12 protein-coding genes are annotated in these 19,961 nt (G+C 58.7%); 4 read left to right on the top strand and 8 right to left on the bottom strand.

Features of this window, described 5'->3' with window-relative positions; all coding sequences use genetic code 11:
* Positions 1-152: 152 nt before the first annotated feature.
* On the bottom strand, positions 153-461 hold the full coding sequence (locus FTW19_RS23380) for a PadR family transcriptional regulator (RefSeq protein WP_147649974.1): 309 nt from the start codon (positions 459-461) through the stop codon (positions 153-155).
* Between the two features lie 101 nt (positions 462-562).
* On the opposite strand from FTW19_RS23380, the gene FTW19_RS23375 reads away from it, so the two are divergent.
* A complete protein-coding gene (locus tag FTW19_RS23375; protein ID WP_147649973.1) occupies positions 563-790 on the top strand; it encodes a hypothetical protein in 228 nt (75 codons plus the stop codon).
* 603 nt (positions 791-1,393) lie between these two features.
* Here the strand turns inward: FTW19_RS23375 and FTW19_RS23370 are convergent.
* Together FTW19_RS23370 and FTW19_RS26220 are read right to left on the bottom strand one after the other, a co-directional pair.
* Positions 1,394-3,586, bottom strand: coding sequence for a bifunctional YncE family protein/alkaline phosphatase family protein (locus tag FTW19_RS23370; RefSeq protein ID WP_246153463.1), 2,193 nt, complete (start codon positions 3,584-3,586; stop codon positions 1,394-1,396).
* A 6-nt stretch (positions 3,587-3,592) separates the two neighbouring features.
* Positions 3,593-3,946: a hypothetical protein gene (locus FTW19_RS26220; RefSeq protein ID WP_246153462.1), complete on the bottom strand. Its 354-nt coding sequence runs from the start codon at positions 3,944-3,946 to the stop codon at positions 3,593-3,595.
* Between the two features lie 503 nt (positions 3,947-4,449).
* Between FTW19_RS26220 and FTW19_RS23365 the strand changes: the two genes are divergently transcribed.
* A complete protein-coding gene (locus FTW19_RS23365; protein ID WP_147645759.1) occupies positions 4,450-5,601 on the top strand; it encodes an IS481 family transposase in 1,152 nt (383 codons plus the stop codon).
* Between the two features lie 153 nt (positions 5,602-5,754).
* On the opposite strand, the gene FTW19_RS23360 is transcribed toward FTW19_RS23365, so the two are convergent.
* From FTW19_RS23360 to FTW19_RS23350, 3 genes are all read right to left on the bottom strand, one after another.
* A complete protein-coding gene (locus FTW19_RS23360; protein WP_147649972.1) occupies positions 5,755-8,469 on the bottom strand; it encodes a TonB-dependent receptor in 2,715 nt (904 codons plus the stop codon).
* Between the two features lie 470 nt (positions 8,470-8,939).
* Entirely contained in the window at positions 8,940-9,431 is a 492-nt protein-coding gene (locus FTW19_RS23355; RefSeq protein ID WP_147649971.1) for a protein-tyrosine phosphatase family protein, read from the bottom strand.
* A gap of 181 nt (positions 9,432-9,612) precedes the next feature.
* A complete protein-coding gene (locus FTW19_RS23350; protein ID WP_147649897.1) occupies positions 9,613-10,764 on the bottom strand; it encodes an IS481 family transposase in 1,152 nt (383 codons plus the stop codon).
* Positions 10,765-11,003: 239 nt separating this feature from the next.
* Here FTW19_RS23350 and FTW19_RS23345 point away from each other — a divergent pair, with 239 nt between their 5' ends.
* Both FTW19_RS23345 and FTW19_RS23340 read left to right on the top strand, forming a co-directional pair.
* A complete protein-coding gene (locus tag FTW19_RS23345; RefSeq protein WP_147649970.1) occupies positions 11,004-13,085 on the top strand; it encodes a glycosyltransferase 87 family protein in 2,082 nt (693 codons plus the stop codon).
* Positions 13,086-13,380: 295 nt separating this feature from the next.
* Positions 13,381-16,284, top strand: a complete 2,904-nt coding sequence (locus FTW19_RS23340) for a TonB-dependent receptor (RefSeq protein ID WP_147649969.1) — start codon at positions 13,381-13,383, stop codon at positions 16,282-16,284.
* 648 nt (positions 16,285-16,932) lie between these two features.
* On the opposite strand, the gene FTW19_RS23335 is transcribed toward FTW19_RS23340, so the two are convergent.
* Positions 16,933-19,215 carry a xanthine dehydrogenase family protein molybdopterin-binding subunit gene (locus FTW19_RS23335; protein ID WP_147649968.1) on the bottom strand — a complete coding sequence of 761 codons (2,283 nt, stop codon included), beginning with the start codon at positions 19,213-19,215 and terminating at the stop codon, positions 16,933-16,935.
* Entirely contained in the window at positions 19,202-19,690 is a 489-nt protein-coding gene (locus tag FTW19_RS23330; protein ID WP_147649967.1) for a (2Fe-2S)-binding protein, read from the bottom strand. The genes FTW19_RS23335 and FTW19_RS23330 overlap by 14 nt, the downstream gene beginning before the upstream one ends.
* Positions 19,691-19,961 lie beyond the last annotated feature (271 nt).

Genomic DNA, 19,961 nt, shown 5'->3' with positions numbered 1-19,961 from the left:
GAAGCCGTCCCCTTAAGCACGACAAATTCGAGCTTTGCTCGAATTACCAGCGAACGCGTTCGCTGGATACGAAAGCTCAATTGCACTTTGTTTGTCATTTCGTAGCGCAAGCGGAGAAATCTGCTTCTGACAAAGGCTCCGCAACTGAGCTCCTAATCCTCATCCATCTCCCGCAGTAACTCCCGGACCTTCTCGTGTCCCTCTTGCAAAGCCCTTCTACCTGCAGCAGTAGCAGTGTAGACACGCCGCAGCCGGCCGGAACCATTCGTCATCTTCGATCGCAGAAGCCCACTCGCTTCCATGCCGTGCAGCAGAGGATAGAGCGTACCTGGGCCGAGACCGTAGCCGTGATGACGAAGCTCGCGCATCATCTCCAGACCATAGATCGGTTCACGGCTTGCATGATGAAGCACATGCAGCCGGACCAGACCTGAGTAGATATCGCGATATGTCTTCGGCACTCACCCAGCGTAGCGCAAGCTTAGGCAATGCGTATGAAATCGCACACACCGGGCATCGTTTTGGGGCGAGTCCATCATCTGATAACTTCACGGAGGTTTTCATGAGCCACCGCGTCACCTACGGCGAAGATGATCCGCGCCGCCACACTGCGAAGCTGAAAGCAATGTTGTCTGGTGTTGCCGACTATGCCTGGCATGACGTCGGCAAGGTCAACGATCCCAGGGCTCGCGCGCTATTGAAAACAACCGCTGAAATCCTTCTCGGTCTGCGAAAGGCCTACGACGAGTTCGAGCAGGAAGGCGAGATGATCTGGCGGAAAGCCAGTTAGCGCGTTCGAACTCACTCCGTTTCAGGTTTCAGGTAGAGCCAGAGAAGGGGTAAGACCGGTGGGAGCCATGGGCTTCACAGGCTGCGGAAAAACTCTATATGAGGGGATAATCGGGTCAAATTTGGGGATAGAAAATCATCACCCAATGTCCCCGGATCGCTTATAGGTCATTCTGACGCGATCGTTTTTTTGCGCTTCTCGAAAATCGAGTTTTTCCGCAGCCTGTGAAGCCGTCCCCTTAAGCACAACATTCGCACCTTCGGTGCGAACTGGTTGCGCGACGCGCAACTGAGCGATCTAGCGGCTCTACCGCCAGTATTCGTCATCGACTTCGTGGGATGGGATAGTCAGGCAAGAGGGGAAATAGCGTTCCAGATACGGGACTATGTCTTTAGCCTGTCTTTTGTTTCGCGCATAGCGCGAATGCCTTGCTTAAGGGCACGGCTTCAGCCGTGCTGCACAAAGCCCCGCAAGGAACGCGGCTTTAGCCGCTGAGGGCGATGTATGAGAAGCAGATTTTCTTCGCAGCGCAACGAAATGACAAACAAAAAGAAGGATCGAGCATAGCTCGATCCTCTATCCAACGCGTACTTAGCCAACACGCTAGTCATCAGCATCCTTCCCATGCTTCGGCGACTCACTCGCATCGGCCAGCGGACGGAAGCGATGGACCGGAGCCGGCATCGCCGAATCAGCTCCGCGAATGCTCTTCCACAGAATTTCATTCAGCGCATACATCGGAGCGAGATCGACATCTTTGAAGTTCATCCTGCTGCTCTGCTTCGCGCCGTAGGAGTCCTTCGTGTTCTTTACGTTGACATCGATCATCGGTTGGATGACATCGAAGGGCGTATCCTCCGCCGTCGCACCGAACGCGGCATACATTGGCATCGCCGCGGCATCGTACTGGCTCATCGGCGGCAGGCCCAGCAGCAGCTCCATCGACCGCACCATAGAACTGGTCGTGTAGAGCGTGCTGTCAACGATGCCACGCTTTACGTACGGGCTAATCACCAGGCCCACCGTGCGGCGGCCATCGACGTGGTCGGCGCCGTCCTGGGCATCGTCTTCGATGATGAAGATGGCGGTGCTGGACCAGTAGCTGCTGTGGCTGACGGCATCGACAAGCTGGCCGATGGCGTAGTCGTTGTTGGCGACCATGGCCTGCGGTGTGAACGCTCCCGGCGTGGTGCCGCGGGTGTGGTCTTCCGGCATGCTCATCACGATGTAGTTGGGCATGCGCTTTTCAGGATCGTTGCTGTCGTAGTTGGCTTCGAACTCTTTGAAGTCCTTCAGGAAGACCGCGACCTTATCCGTATCGCGGACGTTGAGCCCAAGACCGTACTCCTTGGATACATGGCCGACCAGGCCGTCAGCTCCGGGAGCCGCTTCCATACTGGTACCGGTGCTGGCGCGCGCGGCGTTCTCACCATACGAGCGATAGGTCAGGCCCTTGCGCCGGGCGAGATCCCAGAGATGTCCTGCGGAAGGAACCATGGCGCGCACGCTATATGCGGCGGCGCTATGTGAACCGTACTCAGCCGGCCACTGCTTCTCATTGAAGTCCGTTGCGTAGGAGGAGTTCGACCACGAGTGCCCATCGACGCTGACCTCGCCATCGCAGTACAGGTTATCGAGAACTACATACTGCTTCGCCAGCGCGTGCTGGTTGGGTGTGACCTGGGCGCCGAAGAGCACCAGCTTGGGATCACCGTTGGCATTCGGAATATCGCCAAACTCCTGATCGTAGGTACGGTTCTCTTTGATGATGTAGATCACGTGCTTGATGGGGCTGGCTTCGCCCACGTGCTGCGGAATCACGCTCGGCTCCTGCGGCGTGCGCGCCTCCGAAAGCATGGAGTCGCGATAGGGCGTGTTCTCTGAGACCTGGCGCGTCCACTTCACGAGATTGTCCTTCAGGTTCGTGACCGGCAGAACCTCAAGGCTGCTCTTCTGGAGTGTCTTGTCACTCTCCTTGCCGAAGTGCGGGCCGTCCGGATCAGGATGGCCACCCTCGCCCTTGGCGTTGCCGATATAGAGGGTCTGATTCTTGTCGGTGAGCAGCAGAGCCGAGGGGTACCAGCCGGTAGGAACAAAGCCGACGACCGTGCTGTGTTCGCGGTTCTCAATATGTGCGACCGCAATGGAGTTGTTGTCGGCGTTGGCGATGTAGAGCAGCTTGCGCTCATCGTCGATAGCCAGGGCATCGGGCGTCGAGCCCTCCGGAGCAAGCGGAGTCTGTGTCGTCGAAAGCCGTTCCAGCACCTGCAACGAGCGCGTATCGATCACGTAGACGGTGTTGTCATTCGAGCAGGCGACGAAGAGCCGTCCGTCGGCGGAGAGCTTCATGTCGTTCGGGTTCATGCCGACACGCACAGTGCGAACGACCTTGTTGCTCGCGGTGTCGATCACGCTGACCGACTCACTCGACCAGTTGGAGACGAAAAGCAGCTTGCCGTCCGAGGTCAGTGCAGCCTGGTAGGGAGTGGTTTCAACCGCAATACGGGTGACGATCCCGCGTGTCTTCGCGTCGAAGACGACGACGTCGCCGGGGCCGGAGCCGGTACCGCGATTCACCGCATAGAGCTGATGCTTGCTCGGCAGATAGGCAACGCCAGACCACCACACCAGCTTGGGATCGATGCTTTCTATCAACTTGCCCGTGGGCTGCTCGCTCAACCGGCCATCCTTATAGGTGAACTCATAGACCGGAGCGATGGGGTTCTCCTTGTTCTTCGGTCCCGATGCGTTGCCGCCTGCGACGTAGAGCGTATGACCGTCGGAGGACCAGGTCATCCCCAGTCACGCCGATGGCAGCTCGATATGCTGAACCTTCTTCTGTGCCTTGGTGTCGAAGACATCGAGGCCGTGCGGCAGAAAGCCCGAGTTGATGGAGATCACCGCCTTGCCGTCCGGCGCGGAGGTGAGGTTCATCACCAGATCGCCCATCTCGCCGATCGCCTTGCCCGCAGGGGTAATGCGCCACCCGTTGGGAAGATCGGAACCATCGGAGAAGTTGGTCGGCAGCCGTTTCGTCTGTTCCCCCAGAGGATGATCGTGTACGGACGGCGTCTGGCTGGAGGCGGTGCCGCTTGTGGACAACGCAAACAGACATGCGCATACGGCAAATGGCGAAGACTTAAATCTGGTAGGCATCTGATTCCCCGATCGTTCAGTTGTACGGTTGATTGGGTGTGCCCGCAGCGAACTCTTCGGACACCAATTCTGTGGCGCAATATAGCACCCGCGTGCAATGAGACGATAAACGGATGGTTTTGCTTAAGCGGAGCTTAAGGTGATGAGGGCGATGTATCAGAGGGCTCTGGGATTTCGACCTCAGCGGCTAAAGCCGCGTGCCGTTCAGTTTCTGTGCGGCATGGCTAAAGCCATGCCCTTAAGCAAGGCATTCGCACCTTGCGGTGCGAACTGGTTGCGCTACGCGCAACGGCGGGTTGACTCTTCGGCGGTATCCTTTATCTCGGTCAGGTTGTGCCGTAGAGATCGACGCGTGAGGCTAAGTGTCGCGATGTTCTGGCAAGCGCCGAAGGCGCTTCGTTTTGCTTAAGGGCACGGCTTCAGCTGTTCAGTTCCATGACATCCTTTACACCTTGTCTCCAGACATCCTTTACAGGTTTATGCCTGTTTAGGGGTGTTTTTGGATGGCATGGAGGAAGGTGGAAGTGGAAGCGCAGCGATTGCGGTTTGTGGAGGCGGCGATGATTGGAGAGCGATCGTTTTCGTCTCTGTGTGTGGAGTACGAGATTAGCCGTCCGACGGGTTATCTGTGGCTGAAGCGATACCGTGAGCATGGAGCGGCCGGCATGCAGGAAGCCAGCCGCAGGCCTCTGCTGAGTCCCCGTCAGAGCCCTGCCGAGTTGGAAGAGCAGATCGTGTCTTTACGGCGCCAGCATCCTGACTGGGGTGCACGTAAGCTTCGCGTTCTGCTCGGCCGATCTGGGGTGAAGGTGCCATCGTCGACCGTACATCGAGTGTTGCGTCGGCACGGTCTGATCCACCGGCTGGACAGCCATCCACAGGCCACTGGCAGCTTCTGTCGCGAGGCGCCTAATCAGCTCTGGCAGATGGATTTCAAAAGCCCTAAGGGATGGAACGCGCATCTTGGCCCCTTATCCGTGTTGGATGACCACAGCCGCTATGCCTTGGTGTTGGAGCAACTGTCCTCGGGTGAAGGTCTCGTCGTCCAACAGAGGCTGGATAAGGCGTTCTCTGACTGTGGGTTGCCCGAGGCCATGCTGATGGATCACGGCCAGCCCTGGTGGAACGCGCAGTCACCAGGAGGATGGACGCAGCTATCCGTGTGGCTGATGCGGCTGGGCATCCGGCTGTACTTCTCCGGAGTCCGCCACCCGCAGACCCAGGGTAAGGTGGAACGCTTCCACGGTGCCCTGGAGCGGGCACGGAGAAGGTGCGGGCCGATGGATACGCCGCCTGGCCAGTCATGGCTGGACCGCTTCCGGGAAGAGTACAACCATGTTCGTCCCCATGAAGCGCTGGACATGGAAACGCCAGCAGACCACTGGCACCCCAGCCAGCGAGAGTACACCGAACCACGTAACCCCGCGTATGCCCCGGATGCCGAAGTGCGCGAGCTCAACAGCAACGGAGCGCTCTGGCTGGACGGACGCAGCTGGCAGGTAGCCGGAGCCCTGGCTCATCAGCCTGTCCGTCTCGCTCGCATCGATCAACGCATCCTGATCTTCTACGGTGACACGCCCATCCGGGAACTCGACCTCACGGGGCAGGGTTCCACGATCGTGGAACCCTGCCCCGCAAACTCACTCAATCTGTAAAGGATGTGTGGAGACAAACTGTAAACCATCTCTGGAGACTAGACAGCTTTAGCCATGCCGCATCGAAGCAGAGAGGACACGCGGCTTTAGCCGCTGAGGTACGGTGTCGATCGAATCGCTCACCCTGAATCTCCCACCCAAAGCTGTACATATTTAGAACGCATACCTCAGCCCCGCCTCCACACGACGGCCGTTATCCGCGGCGTAAGGCACCCCAAACAGCGGCGAGCCCAGCACGCCGCCGACCGAGGTGACGTTCCTGTGGTTGATCATGTTGGCCGAACGCACGTTGAGTGTCAGCGTCTGCGGGTGCTCTGCCTTGGCGTTGTGTGTCAGTTTGAAGGCGCGCTGCAGGTTGGTGTCGAGATACAGCGTCCAGGGCAAGGTGCCTGCGTTGCGCTGGAAGGCACCGGTTCCTCCCGAGGCAACGAGCCAGCCCCATTGCGTGGAGACTGCGCCCGGCGTACCTGCAGTGGCGTACTGCGGGCGGTCGTTGAAGTTGCCGTCGCCGTTGTTATCGAAGCCGGTGGTGACGTTGTAGTGGCTGCCGCCGTGGCCGTTGAAGGTGCTGCTCAGCTCAAGCTTCTCGGGCAGCTTGAGTGTGCCGTTGGCGAAGACGTTCCATAGCGGCTGGCCAGTGCGCCGCGCCAGCTCACCCGCATTGGTGCGCGAGCTCTGCGGGCTGGAGAACTCGTTATCGTCAGTATCGTCGACGAGATTGACGCGCACACCGCCGAAGGAGAACTGCACCTTTTTATACGAGTGCTGGTCGACGCCGATGAAGACAACATTGGCTCTGCCCTGTCCGCTGGCCTGCATCTCGAAGATGTTCAGGTTGGCAGGACCGGGACGCGGTCCAGTGGGCTGGTTGTTGAGCGGCGAGTTGATGTTGAGCGAGCGTGTGTAGTTCCAGATGCGCGCGAGGAAGTAGTCGATGGAGAGATTCCATCCATGCGGCAGCGTGCGGGTTCCGCCGATGTTCTCCGCCGCCCAGGTCAGGTTAGAGAGATGCGGGTTATAGCTGCGGATGCTGTGGATCGGCGTTGCGCCACTGAACGGATTGCCGTAGACCGGGCTATAGATGGTGCTGGTGATACGGTCGATGCCGTTCATGCGCTGCACCTCGGACTGATCGCCCTTGTTGAAGCGGCCCGCGAACATACCGAAGTGCCCATGCAGCGTCCAGGTGCCCTTCGCATTCGGAGACCACAGGATGCCGATTCGCGGTGTGATGGAGCTGAAGGTATCGGGATTGTTCTGCAGATAGTAGCGCACGCCGGATGCGATGTGAACTCCGTGGCCGACGTTCCAGTCATCCTGAATAAATAGCGCGTCCTGCACGAGCGTGAAGTTCACCACGGGCGAACCGGCAACATTGCTGTATGCGGTGGGCGTTCCTCCCGGCAGGCCAAGTAGCGCGCGCCGGTACTGCTCCAAACCGGTGATGGTCGTGGTCTGTCCCGGTACGGCACTGCCGCCGGCACTCAGCACCGGAGCGCTGCCGCCGCCGAAGGTGTAGGTACCGTTGAAGTTGGTTGTCAGCCGCTGACGCTCGCGATAGATCATCAACTGCGTGCCCATCTTCAGGGTGTGATTCTTCGTCGTGAGGATGGCATCGTCGAGGATCTCCATATTGAGCTCGCGCCGATGCTGCGGGCCCAGCGTGTTGCCTCCACCGGTAAATGCGCCTGCTACCTGCACGGCAACTGCATTGGAGGCGGGCGTGTCGTTCTCGCCGTTCCAACGCAGGCTCACACGGGCCTCGTGCATCAGATGAACCGAAGCAGTGGTGATATTGCTGAAGCGCAGCATGTGTTCAGACTGCTGGCTGTCGTAGCCAACCTCGGCCAGTGAGGTTCCGCCGGCGCCCAGGTTCTGCAGATGATTGACGTTGGCGTTGTAGCTGGCGATGAAGGTGTTCTTCGGTCCGAGCTGCCAGTCGACCTTGGCGCTACCAATCCACAGACGTTGCGGTGTGGCGACGTTGCCTACCGTCCTGACCGGGCTGCCTGTACTGTCGAGCGTCACGGCGTTCACGACGGCGAAGTTGTCAATGCTGCGATGCTCCAGCGCGAGTACAAAGTCGCTGCCCTTCTGGCGGATCGGCCCTGTCAGCTCAAAGCCGTAGCGCTGCTTTCCGAGAGAAGCCTTGCTCGTCGAGAAGGGATCGCGCGCGTTCATCCACGGGCTGCCGTTGGTCGCGAACAGCGCTCCGTGATAGGCGCTCTGACCGGGTTTGGTGTAGACCTCGACGCGGCCGCCGCCGAAGGGAGGCTCGCGATACTCCGCCGAGAAGAGATCGGGGTTCACCTTGATATAGGCGATGGTGCTTTTAGGCGGAAGCTTGCTGCCATCCTGAAAGCCATCGACAGCGATTACGGTGTTTGCGGGGCTTCCACCCGCTGCGGCGGCGAGTTGCTGAAGCTGGCGCGTGAGGTCATCGGGATCGTCGGCGAGCGCATGCAGCCGGTCGCCGGAGATGGTCTGCGTAGGCCCGCTCGAGGTTGTACTGGTGGCGGGAGTGTCGTCGTCTCCACTGACGTCCACATTGGTCTCCACCTCTTCTACCTTCAGCAACAGATCGAGTGAGGCGGGGTGCGGGGACCGCAGCGTTACGGTCTGCGTGGCGAAGCCCGGTGCGGCGACAACGAGACGATGGGAGCCTTCGGGAACGCAGGCAAAGCGGAAGTGTCCATCGGAGCTGCTGGTGGCGGCAGGTCCGCTGTCGAGCGTCAGCAATGCTCCGGGAATGATGGCCTGTGTGCTGTCATGGACCACGCCGGTGAGCGGCGTTCCCGTGCATGCGGTCTGTGCCAAAACATGCGGGAGCGCAAGCGCAGCAAAGGCTGCGGCAGCCAGAAACTTCATAGGACACCTCGATGGTTGCGGGTTGTATGGGCGCGTCGGTGCAGACTTACGGCCACGCTCGCAGCGTGACCGGCAGCGTCCGTCTGAAGAGCAACTACGAGGGTTGTTGGGTAAAAGTTCCGGGAAATTTCAGAAACGGAAACGAGTACAGATCGACAAATTCGATTTTGTATCTTTTAGAGATTTCGTTGCGCCTGGCGCAACTGTTTCGCACTGCAGGTGCGAATGCCTTGCTTAAGGGGACGGCTTTTAGCCGTCCCGTACAAATGCTACACAGACGGCGGCTTTAGCCGCTGAGGTCAAGAGTTCAACCTGTCACGCCGTAACAGCGGAGAAACCTGTTTCTCAGACACATTGCCCTCAGCGGCTAAAGCCGCCTCCTCGCGGGCTTTGTGCGGCACGGCTAAAGCCGTGCCCTTAAGCAAGACAATGAAGGAAACCTGAACATATCGACATACTGAGTATCGCTTCTATATCCCGAGCGATCTAGCGAACTGCTCCACCCACTTCATCTGTTGCAGCGTCTCGGGTACAGGAAATCCGCGAGCCGTTCCCAGACGCAGGAATGCGTCATGTGGGGTAGTACCCTGCGCACACATGAGGGAAGCCATGAGAACAGACGATCTGCCGATGCAGGCAAAACAGTGAGCTCCAATATGCTTGCCGTCATCGAGCTTCTTCTGAAGCTGTTCGACAAGGAGAGCAAATTCCTGGTGCGATGCTGGAAGCCCATGATCCGTGATCGGGAAGTTCATATATTCGATACCGACCTTCTCACACGTTTCGCCCTCGAGCGAGAGACCGAGATCCTGCTGCTCCGTCGTTGTCAGCAGAGAGACCAGGACATCGATCCCCTCGCGGCGCATGGCGAGCAACTCGTCTTCCAACGAGCCATTTCCCCGGGGACGCGCAACGATGGCCATCGATTTCGGTACGGCGGATTCAACCCAATAGATATTCATTGCCTACTCCGTAATTCGAGGCGTGCAGAGCGTATCGATAGTACAGGTCGGGAGAAATTTTATCGAACGACCCGAAACATGGCCCTCAGCGGCTAAAGCCGAGTCCTTCTCGGGCTCTGTACGGCACGGCTGAAGCTGTCTAGTCTCCAGAGATGGTTTACAGTTTGTCTCCACACATCCTTTACAGATTGAGTGAGTTTGCGGGGCAGGGTTCCACGATCGTGGAACCCTGCCCCGTGAGGTCGAGTTCCCGGATGGGCGTGTCACCGTAGAAGATCAGGATGCGTTGATCGATGCGAGCGAGACGGACAGGCTGATGAGCCAGGGCTCCGGCTACCTGCCAGCTGCGTCCGTCCAGCCAGAGCGCTCCGTTGCTGTTGAGCTCGCGCACTTCGGCATCCGGGGCATACGCGGGGTTACGTGGTTCGGTGTACTCTCGCTGGCTGGGGTGCCAGTGGTCTGCTGGCGTTTCCATGTCCAGCGCTTCATGGGGACGAACATGGTTGTACTCTTCCCGGAAGCGGTCCAGCCATGACTGGCCAGGCGGCGTATCCATCGGCCCGCACCTTCTCCGTGCCCGCTCCAGGGCACCGTGGAAGCGTTCCACCTTACCCTGGGTCTGCGGGTGGCGGACTCCGGAGAAGTACAGCCGGATGCCCAGCCGCATCAGCCACACGGATAGCTGCGTCCATCCTCCTGGTGACTGCGCGTTCCACCAGGGCTGGCCGTGATCCATCAGCATGGCCTCGGGCAACCCACAGTCAGAGAACGCCTTATCCAGCCTCTGTTGGACGACGAGACCTTCACCCGAGGACAGTTGCTCCAACACCAAGGCATAGCGGCTGTGGTCATCCAACACGGATAAGGGGCCAAGATGCGCGTTCCATCCCTTAGGGCTTTTGAAATCCATCTGCCAGAGCTGATTAGGCGCCTCGCGACAGAAGCTGCCAGTGGCCTGTGGATGGCTGTCCAGCCGGTGGATCAGACCGTGCCGACGCAACACTCGATGTACGGTCGACGATGGCACCTTCACCCCAGATCGGCCGAGCAGAACGCGAAGCTTACGTGCACCCCAGTCAGGATGCTGGCGCCGTAAAGACACGATCTGCTCTTCCAACTCGGCAGGGCTCTGACGGGGACTCAGCAGAGGCCTGCGGCTGGCTTCCTGCATGCCGGCCGCTCCATGCTCACGGTATCGCTTCAGCCACAGATAACCCGTCGGACGGCTAATCTCGTACTCCATACACAGAGACGAAAACGATCGCTCTCCAATCATCGCCGCCTCCACAAACCGCAATCGCTGCGCTTCCACTTCCACCTTCCTCCATGCCATCCAAAAACACCCCTAAACAGGCATAAACCTGTAAAGGATGTCTGGAGACAAGGTGTAAAGGATGTCATGGAACTGAACAGCTTCAGCCGTGCCGTACAGAGCCCGCGAGGAGGCGGCTTTAGCCGCTGAGGTCAATGTTTCGGAGAAGCAGCTTCCTCCGCCTTGCTGCGAAATGACGAAAAAGACACCCCTGACAAACCCGTGACAACTCATCACGCCTTCGTCATCCATCATGGGACGTGCGCATAGCGAGAACAGCGCCGTACTCTGTCTGGATAGAACGCAGCATCCTCCTGCTCGCCTTGCTGTACTTCTCACTCCACACACTGCCGCACGCCTGGAAGCAGCTCAATACCGACTTTCCAAACTACTACCTCACGGCAAAACTAGTCGGCGAGCATACCGACATGGCGCGCGCGCAGGAATGGGTATGGCTGCAGCGGCAGAAGGATCTTCACGCCATCCCCAACGCGCTGATTGCGCTTGTGCCCATCACGCCCTTCTCCACGCTCATTCTGTATCCGTTCACCGGCCTCGAGCCGCTTGCGGCGAAGCATGTCTGGATCGTCTGTAATCTGCTGCTGCTCATCCCCATCGCCTGGTTTCTGCGACGTCTGACTCAGCTTTCGTACAGACGCATAGCGCTGGCGTTCGCACTGTCACTGCCGCTGCATCGCAATCTGCTCGATGGCCAGTTCTATATCCTGCTTCTCCTGCTGATCGTGGCTGCGCTCTGGTCGTATGTGGAAGGCAACGACGCCGCAGCAGGAGCCCTGGTTGGCCTGGCGGCAGCATGCAAGATCTTTCCAGCTGTCCTGTTCATCTTCTTCTGGAAACGGCGTGCCTGGAAGGCGCTCGCTTCCGGCTTGCTTACTTCTGCCGTCTGTGTCGCCTTTGCTGTCGCGGTCTTCGGCACACAGATTCACCACGTCTATCTGCGTGAGGTGCTGCCGGCAACGCTTCGCGGTGACGCACTGCCGCCGTATGCCACGGCAAGCGGATCGATCACGTCACTGCTGCACTATCTCTTTCTCGCCGAGCCGGAGTGGAACCCACATCCGTGGCACGCATCAGTCACGGCATACGCTGTCCTGCTGCCGCTGCTGCAGATGTTAATCATGGCTCCTGTCGTTCTGCTGCTGGCATCCCGCAGAGAGAGCAGAGAGGCCGTCGTTCTGGAGTGGTGCGCTCTGCTGACGGCCGCACTGACCGTCTCAACTATTCCGGCTTCGTACAACTTCGTCCTGATCGTGTTGCCGCTCTGCGTCTTGGCTGCACGCACCCTGGTACAGCAACGGTGCAGATGGCTGTTCGTCTTGCTGCTGGCCTTTGCTGTGATCGGAGCGCCCTTTCCGTCAGCCGGGCCGGGGCGTGGGCTCTCGATCCTGTTCTTCATGCCGCGCCTTCCCATGATGATGGCGGCCACTATGGCGATTGCATTTCTGTTATGGCGGGAAAGAGAACCCTCCAGCCGCCGCTGGACACTGGAGAACCGCGCCTTCGCAGGGCTCTTCCTGCTCAGCGCCGGATTGACCATGATGCGTACTCTCAAGCTGGAGACGCTCACCCGCACGGAGATGGCATACCGTCTACCGGCCGATCATGCGATGAGCTATCTGCGTTCTTCACCGCAGAGTTCAGATGGCAAACTTCGATACATCGCGATGATGCCGATGGGCTATCGTCTGGTGACCGAAGATGGCACTACGCGCACTCGGGATGAAGCAGGGATCGATGACCTCTCGTTCGCGGTGAATGGAAACGATGTCTGGGTGGAACGGGCGCAGGCGCGGCAGTCTGTGATTGTGAGGCAGTCCGATGTGCGCCCGCTGGTTACCGGCGCACACGATCCGGCTTTCTCCACGACCTCCGGAGCGGTCTACCTGCGCGATCATCTTGGTTGTGGACAACTATGGCTTGCAGGTTCATCGCAACCTCTTACCCCGGATTCGCTCAACATCTACGAGGCCGCATTTCACTCACGCGATCTGTATGCCGTTTCCGCGTCTCTCAATGGAGGAGCGCCTGCACTCTATCTACGATCTGCTGATAGCGCGCTTAAGATGCTGCCCGTTGGAGAAGCTCGTTATCCTGCAATCTCGCCCGATGGGAAGTGGCTTGCCTATAGCCGCTTTGAAGACGGATTCTGGAACCTGTGGCTGCGCGACCTGTCGAGCGGTGCAACGCAGCGAATCACAGAGCTTCCATGTAACCAGATCCAGCCCTCGTGGGAACAGGACTCCAGACACATCGTCTACGGAAGCGACTGCGGACGCGCGTTGTGGTTTACAGCGGTATCGCGGCGTCAGATAGTACCGTAAGCAAGGGGCACCCGGTGCATGGGCTCTTTCAGCCCTCGATGCATCAAAGCTGCTTGCGTGGTCTCGTCTTATGCGCACTGCATAGACGCATCCTTCAGTGAATTTCACGTGAAATCACGGGAGCTCCCATCTCCTCTTAAGTTTGAGTTAAGTAGCGCCCGCCTACGCTGAAACTAAGTTAGTGCCCCCAACGACTCACCACATCGTAGAGACCTCTCCCCCTTGCATGTAAAGAGGCCGGCGATGTTGGGAATCCATTCACTCCAACCCGGGTCTTTCAAAGGGATAAGAGCGTATGCGCAAGCTTTTCTGGCAAAGTTTTGTTCTTCTATTTGTCTGTCTATGGGCGGATAGATCTCTCGTTGCACAAACAGTCTCCGGTGGAATCGCAGGAAACGTGCGCGATGCCGCAGGAGCTGTTCTCGTCAGTGCAAAGGTGGTTCTTGAGCCATCGCAACGTCAGGTAGCGACCGACAACCATGGAGAGTTTCGTTTCCCCAACCTCGCTCCGGGGACATACACACTTACCGCGTCGTATGTAGGTTTTAAACAGTTCGTCACGACCGTCAATGTCGTCTCGAATCAGACACAGAATGTTGCGGCAATGCTGGAGGTCGCGTCCGATAGCGATACGGTGATCGTTACAGCGCCTCGCCTGCGCGGCGATGCCGAAGCCATCAACATTGAGCGTATGTCGGCCGAGATCGTTCAGGTTGCTCCGGCGGGTGTGATCACCAGTCTCCCTAATACGAATATCGCCGATGCTATCGGCCGTTTGCCCAGTGTGTCGCTGGAACGAGATGAGGGCGAAGGGAAGTACGTGCAGATCCGTGGAACGGAGCCGCGGCTTTCCAACCTGACCATCAACGGTGTCAATGTTCCATCGGTGGAAGTGACGGTACGCAACGTCAAGATGGATGCGATTCCATCCAACGGGATCGACCGCATCGAGGTCTACAAAACTCTCGCTGCCGATCAGGATGCTGATGGCGTAGGCGGAACTGTGAATCTGGTAACACCCACGGCGCAGGATAAGCCAACCTATTCGCTTAACGGAACCGCGGGCTACAACCCTCTGCAGAATGGCTTCTGGCGCGGGGGATTTGATGGGACCTTCGGCAAGCGCTTTGGCCCGGGAAAGAAGTTCGGGTTTCTGCTGGGGGGAAACTGGGACCGCACCAATCGTGGCATCGACGACCTTGAACCCAGCCAGGGAGTTGGAGTGCTTCCCAACGGGACCAACATCGCTTATGTCAACAGCGAAGACATGCGTTCCTACGAGTACTACCGCACTCGCTACGGCTTTGTGACCGGCATCGACTACAAGGTCAACCCCAACACCTCCGTATACTTCAAGGGACTCTACGCCGACTTCCATGACTTCGGCGAGACGCGTGTCTATACCCCCAATGCGGGAAACATCGTTGGTGGAAGCGGCTCCCAGGTCGTCTTCGACAATACGGGCTCATGGCAGTATCGCCACTACATCCGCCGCCCTGACCAGCAGGTCTTCAGTATGCTGGTGGGTGCAAGTCATGGTATCTCCAAAGATGTGCTGACGTATGACTTCGCTGCTTCGCGTGGCCATAACATCGGCGGACAGGTCTTTCCCAGCACCTATTTCAGCGGCCCCAGCAATGTCGCTTTTACTGAGGATCTGAGCAATCCGAACCGGCCGAAGTTTTCTGCGACTGATGGTACCAACGGCTTTGATGCGACGCAGTACACCGTCAACGAGTCCGACGGAGGCAGCTATCACGCGACGCAGCTCAATATTCAGGGCGCCGCATCCTATGCGCACAACTACAACGCGGGCGGTCATCCCAGTACCTTCTCCTTCGGTGTCAAGATACGCAACTCGTACTCGACCCAGCGGGAGAACGACAATCACCTTGCATACACTGGCGCCACGCCGTTTACGCTTGCCAGCGTCGTGGGCAGCTACACCAATCCGACGTATTACAACAACAGCTTCGCGATCAACGGACAGGCGTATGGCCCTGCGTCCTCCTATGGCGGCATTCTGCGCGCGGTGGCAGCCAATGCCGGTGGCTTTACCGAAGATGTTGTGGGCGATTCTGTCACATACGCGCAGGCCTTCTTCAATGCCGATGAGCGTATTACTGCGGGGTATCTGCAGGATGTAATCTTCATCGGCAATCTGCGCCTGGAAGGCGGCCTTCGCTTCGATGCGGGCAGCACGCACTTCCTTGCCAACACCATCAACAATGCGACCACAGGCCCATGCTTCAAGGATCCGACGCAGGTGTGCCCCGGTGTAACACCAACCCGGCAGGATGCCAGTTACTTCAATCCGCTTCCCAGTGCGGCACTGCAGTGGCAGTTCCAGAAAGACAGCAACCTGCGCTTCGTCTATAGCCGCGGATTGGCGCGGCCAAACATCGGCGATCTTGTGCCGGCGACGGTCGTCGATCCCAATCAGACGCCATATCCAACCGTATCAACCGGCAACCCAAACCTGGTGCCTACCTTGTCGGACAACTTCGACATCCTTGCCGAGCACTACTTCCAGCCCTTGGGTATCGTGCAGGCCGGTTACTTCTTCAAGGAGCTGCATAACCCTATCTATCCAGTCGCCAATCTGATCAACAACTACAACGGCACCGGCAGAACCTATCAGGAAACGCTCTCGATCAACGGCCCGAATGCGCATCTGCAGGGAGTCGAGCTGCAATGGCAGCAGCGCTTCTCCTTCCTCCCCGGCATGTTGAATGGCCTCGGTGTCAATGCGAACTATAGCTATGCAACCTCGCAGGTAACCTTCCCGACGGGCTTCGACGGCGACCGCGGCGATCATCCTGCGCTGGACCGCACCTCACCCAACAACTACAACTTCAATCTCACCTACGATAAGAGCCGCTTTTCAGGCCGCTTTGCGATCAGTCATAACGATGCGAGCATCGCAGCCTATCAGTGGAACGCGGGCACAGGAGCGGCCAACGATCCGATCCTCGGATTGAAAGGACCCACCGGAGACAACTACTTCTACGCACACACACAGTTCGATGTGCAGGGAAGTTATCGCGTTCACAAAGGATGGCAGATAGTCGCCTCGGGATTGAATCTCAGCAATGAGGTCTTCGGCTTCTACAACGGAAGCACCATCTATCCGGTACAGCGCGAGTACTATCGTCCAACGGTTTCATTCGGTATGCGTTGGACACTGGCAAGTGAGTAATAGATGCAATCGCTTGGGTGTTCCACTCATCGCGTTCGCGATGAGTGGGACATTCGAGTCGGGTAGTCGACACGGTACCTCAGCGGCTAAAGCCGCTCGTCCTTTTGAAGCTTCATACGGCATGGCTAAAGCCATGCCCTTAAGCAAGGCATTCGCACCTGCGGTGCGAAATGTTGCGCGAAGCGCAACGCAGCAAAGCGCTCTATCCGCCAGCGTCCTTATGAATTTCACGGTATCTGATGCGCTTGAGCAAATCGGGATATAGGGTTCCAGATACAGGCTCTACCCGTAGTTTGTCTCTCGTTTCGCGCGCAGCGCGAATGCCTTGCTTAAGGGCACGGCTTCAGCTGTTCAGTTCCATGACATCCTTTACACTTTTGTGCCGGAAGTCCTGTGAGGTCAACAGAGGCCAGGAAAAGGCGGTTGCTGCGCAACCTTGGAAAAAGAAAGGCCTTTTCCCACTTTCCCTAGCCACTACGACCGCTCTTTATAGGGAATTGCGAGCAAATCGACTGTAAAGGATGTCTGGAGACTTAACAGCTTCAGCCGTGCCGTACAAAGCTGAAAGGAAGCGCGGCTTTAGCCGCTGAGGTACACAAACAGAAAAGCCGCCTCACGGGCGGCTTTTCTGTCAATCCAGATAAGACATCAGATCGTATACCCAGCCCGTTTGAAAGGCATCGTCCGCACACGTTCGCCTGTCGCAGCAAACAGCGCATTGCCGAGCGCGGCCGCAAGCGGCGGCAGGCACGGCTCACCCAGACCAGAAGGACGGAAGTCCGACTGGATAAAGTGAGCTTCCACCGGTGGAGCACTGCGCATACGCAGGATCGGGTAATCGCCGAAGTTTGTCTGTTGAATACGGCCCTGTTCTACACCGATCTCCAGGCCCATCGCGGTCGACAGACCATCGATAGCGCCACCTTGTGCCTGGTTCTCGGCGCTGCTCAAGTTGATGACCGGACCGATATCCGCGGCCACCGTGATCTTGTGTACGGTGATGTGTTTCTTGGCATCGACGCTCAGCTCCACCGCTTCGGCGATGTGTCCGCCGTAGGAGAAGCCAAACGCCAGGCCCAGACCATGACCGGCAGGCAGCGGCTTGCCCCAACCGGATTTCTCCGCGGCGAGCTTCACCACACCCGCGGCACGCGTGGGATTGAAGGTGCGGCTCAGATCCGGCGGCGGACCACTGCTCGGCGGAGCAGCCAGCGGACGCGCCAGCCAGTCGAGAAGGAAGGTGACGTGGTCGCAATTGGCAGCGACTGAAAGCTCATGCAGGAAGCTGCCGATTACGAACATCTGCGTGTTGTCCGTAGGCGCGCGCCACGGGCCGCAGGGAATCTGCAGCGGCATCAGGCTGACGGCATAACGAACATTCGGAGCGATATCGGTGGGGAAGCTGTTATTGCTGCGCGCACCGCCGGAGACCGGACGGCTGCCATCAGCAGAGAAGGTAACGAGATGCTGCTGGAAGGCAGTAAGCTTGCCGTCCTTCACCGCTCCCTTCAGGAAGTGGTAGCCGCCCACGCGGAACATGTCGTGAGCAAAGTCATCTTCGCGCTTCCACTGCAGCTTGACCGGAGCGTTGACCTTCATGGCGATGGCCGCAGCCTCGCACATGTAGTCATTGGCCAGCCTGCGGCCAAAGCCGCCACCGGCGCGGGTCTGGTGCACGACTACCTTGTCTTCCGGCAGGTTCAACATCTTGATGACCTGGCTGAGACCGCGGTCGGATTGCTGGCTGGGTGTCCACAGCTCCATGGTTCCGTCATGCCACCAGCCGGTGGTGACCTCCGGCTCAAGCTGCTGGTGCGAGACCATGGCGTAGTCGTAGGCAGCCTCCACCACCTTGCCTGCGGCAAAGGCAGCATCGACGTCGCCGACATTCGTCGCAGGTGTTGGCAAGTTCGGCCCAAGCTCTTTGGCCTTGGCCGCAGCCTGCGTCAAAGAATCCTTCGAGGCCGAGCTCTCATCCCACTCGACCTTGAGGGCAGCCTTGGCTTTGAAAGCCTCCCAGGTGGTCTTGGCGATGATGGCGACGCCGGGCATCACCTCGGCGGGGCTTCCGGTACCCTCCAGCACGAAGGCGTCGAGCACACCCGGCAGCTTCTTGATCTCATCCAGGTTGGCGGACTTTACCTTGCCGCCGACTGCGGGGCACTTGGTGTAGTTGGCATACACCATGCCCGGCATAGTGACATCGATGCCGAAGAGCGGCTGGCCGGTCACTACTTTAAGGTTGTCGACTCCGGTGTAGCGCTTGCCCAGCAGCTTGTAGTCGGCGCGGGTCTTCAGCGGAACCTTCGCAACATCGGGAACCGGCTGTGCCGCTGCGGCCTTTGCCAGCTCACCATAGGTCAGCTTGCGTTTTGAAGGAGCATGGATGACCGTGCTCTCTGAGGCGGTGCACTCGCTTACCGGAACGTTCCACTGTTTCGCGGCAGCGGCAATCAGCATGGCGCGCGCCGTCGCTCCGGCCTGGCGCAACTGGTCCCATCCGCGCGGAATCGAGGTGGACCCACCCGCACCCTGATAGCCGTAGACCTTGGGATTGATCGCAGCCTGGTCGACCTTCACCGTCTTCCAGTCGGCGTCGAGCTCTTCGGCGATAATCAGGCCGAAGGCTGTCTTAATCCCCTGGCCGATCTCCGGTCCCTTGGAGTAGACGGTTACGGTGTTGTCCGGAGCGATGCGGACAAACGCATTCATCTCCGTGGTGGCCGCGTCTGGCGTTGCTGCCATCTCGGCTTTGGCGGAGCGAGTATCGAGGTTGAAGGCGAGCACCAGACCGCCGCCGGCCAGTCCGGCCAGCTTCAGGAAAGAACGCCGGCCTATCGTGGTAACTACGGAGGGCGAGATGGTCTCGACCTCAGTGATCAGAGCCTGCATCTCAGCGTCGTATTGCGCGAACTTCTCAAGCACCGGCATGGCTGCCTCCTTCCTTGGTGGCGGAGTCTCCGGCGGCCTGATGAATCGCCGCACGGATACGGTTGTAAGTGGCGCAGCGGCAGATATTGCCGGTCATCGCCGAGCTGATGTCGGCGTCGCTGGGGTGCGGGTTCTTCGCCAGCAGGGACGCCGCGCTCAGAATCTGTCCGCCCTGGCAGTAGCCGCACTGGGCTACATCCAGGTCGATCCACGCCTTTTGCAGCGGATGCAGCTTGCCGTCCTCCGCCAGGCCCTCAATGGTGGTGATATTGCCTTTCACTGCGGAGACCGGGATCTGGCAGGAACGCACCGCCTCTCCGTTCATCAGGACCGTGCAGGCGCCGCACGCCCCGATCCCGCAGCCATATTTGGCGCCCTTCAGGTCAAGGACGTCGCGCAGAACCCAGAGCAACGGCATATCGGCCGGTGCGTCGACCGATCTGGGCTTCCGATTGATAGTGAGCTGGAATGGCATGAGATTCACCTCGCAACAGGCTTGTACCGTAACTCATCGAAGCTGGCCCGGAAGAGCCATGATAGCTGACAAACTATAAGGCCAACTATAAGGCCTGCATCGGGAGGGGCGTTCCTGCATCCGCTCGCCGTATAACGCCGTTGCACGTTAGCCTCAAAATTGAACAAAACATAGTATTTTCCTCGCCTCCGGGGCGACTGTCTATGAATTTGGAAGCTTAGCTGGATGGACGATGAGCGCCAAAGGCGCTTTGTTTTGCTTAAGGGCATGA

Source organism: Terriglobus albidus, assembly GCF_008000815.1.
GTDB classification, from domain to species: domain Bacteria; phylum Acidobacteriota; class Terriglobia; order Terriglobales; family Acidobacteriaceae; genus Terriglobus; species Terriglobus albidus_A.
The sequence above is the reverse complement of the archived record's forward strand: the minus strand, read 5'-3'. Positions and strand labels throughout refer to the sequence as shown.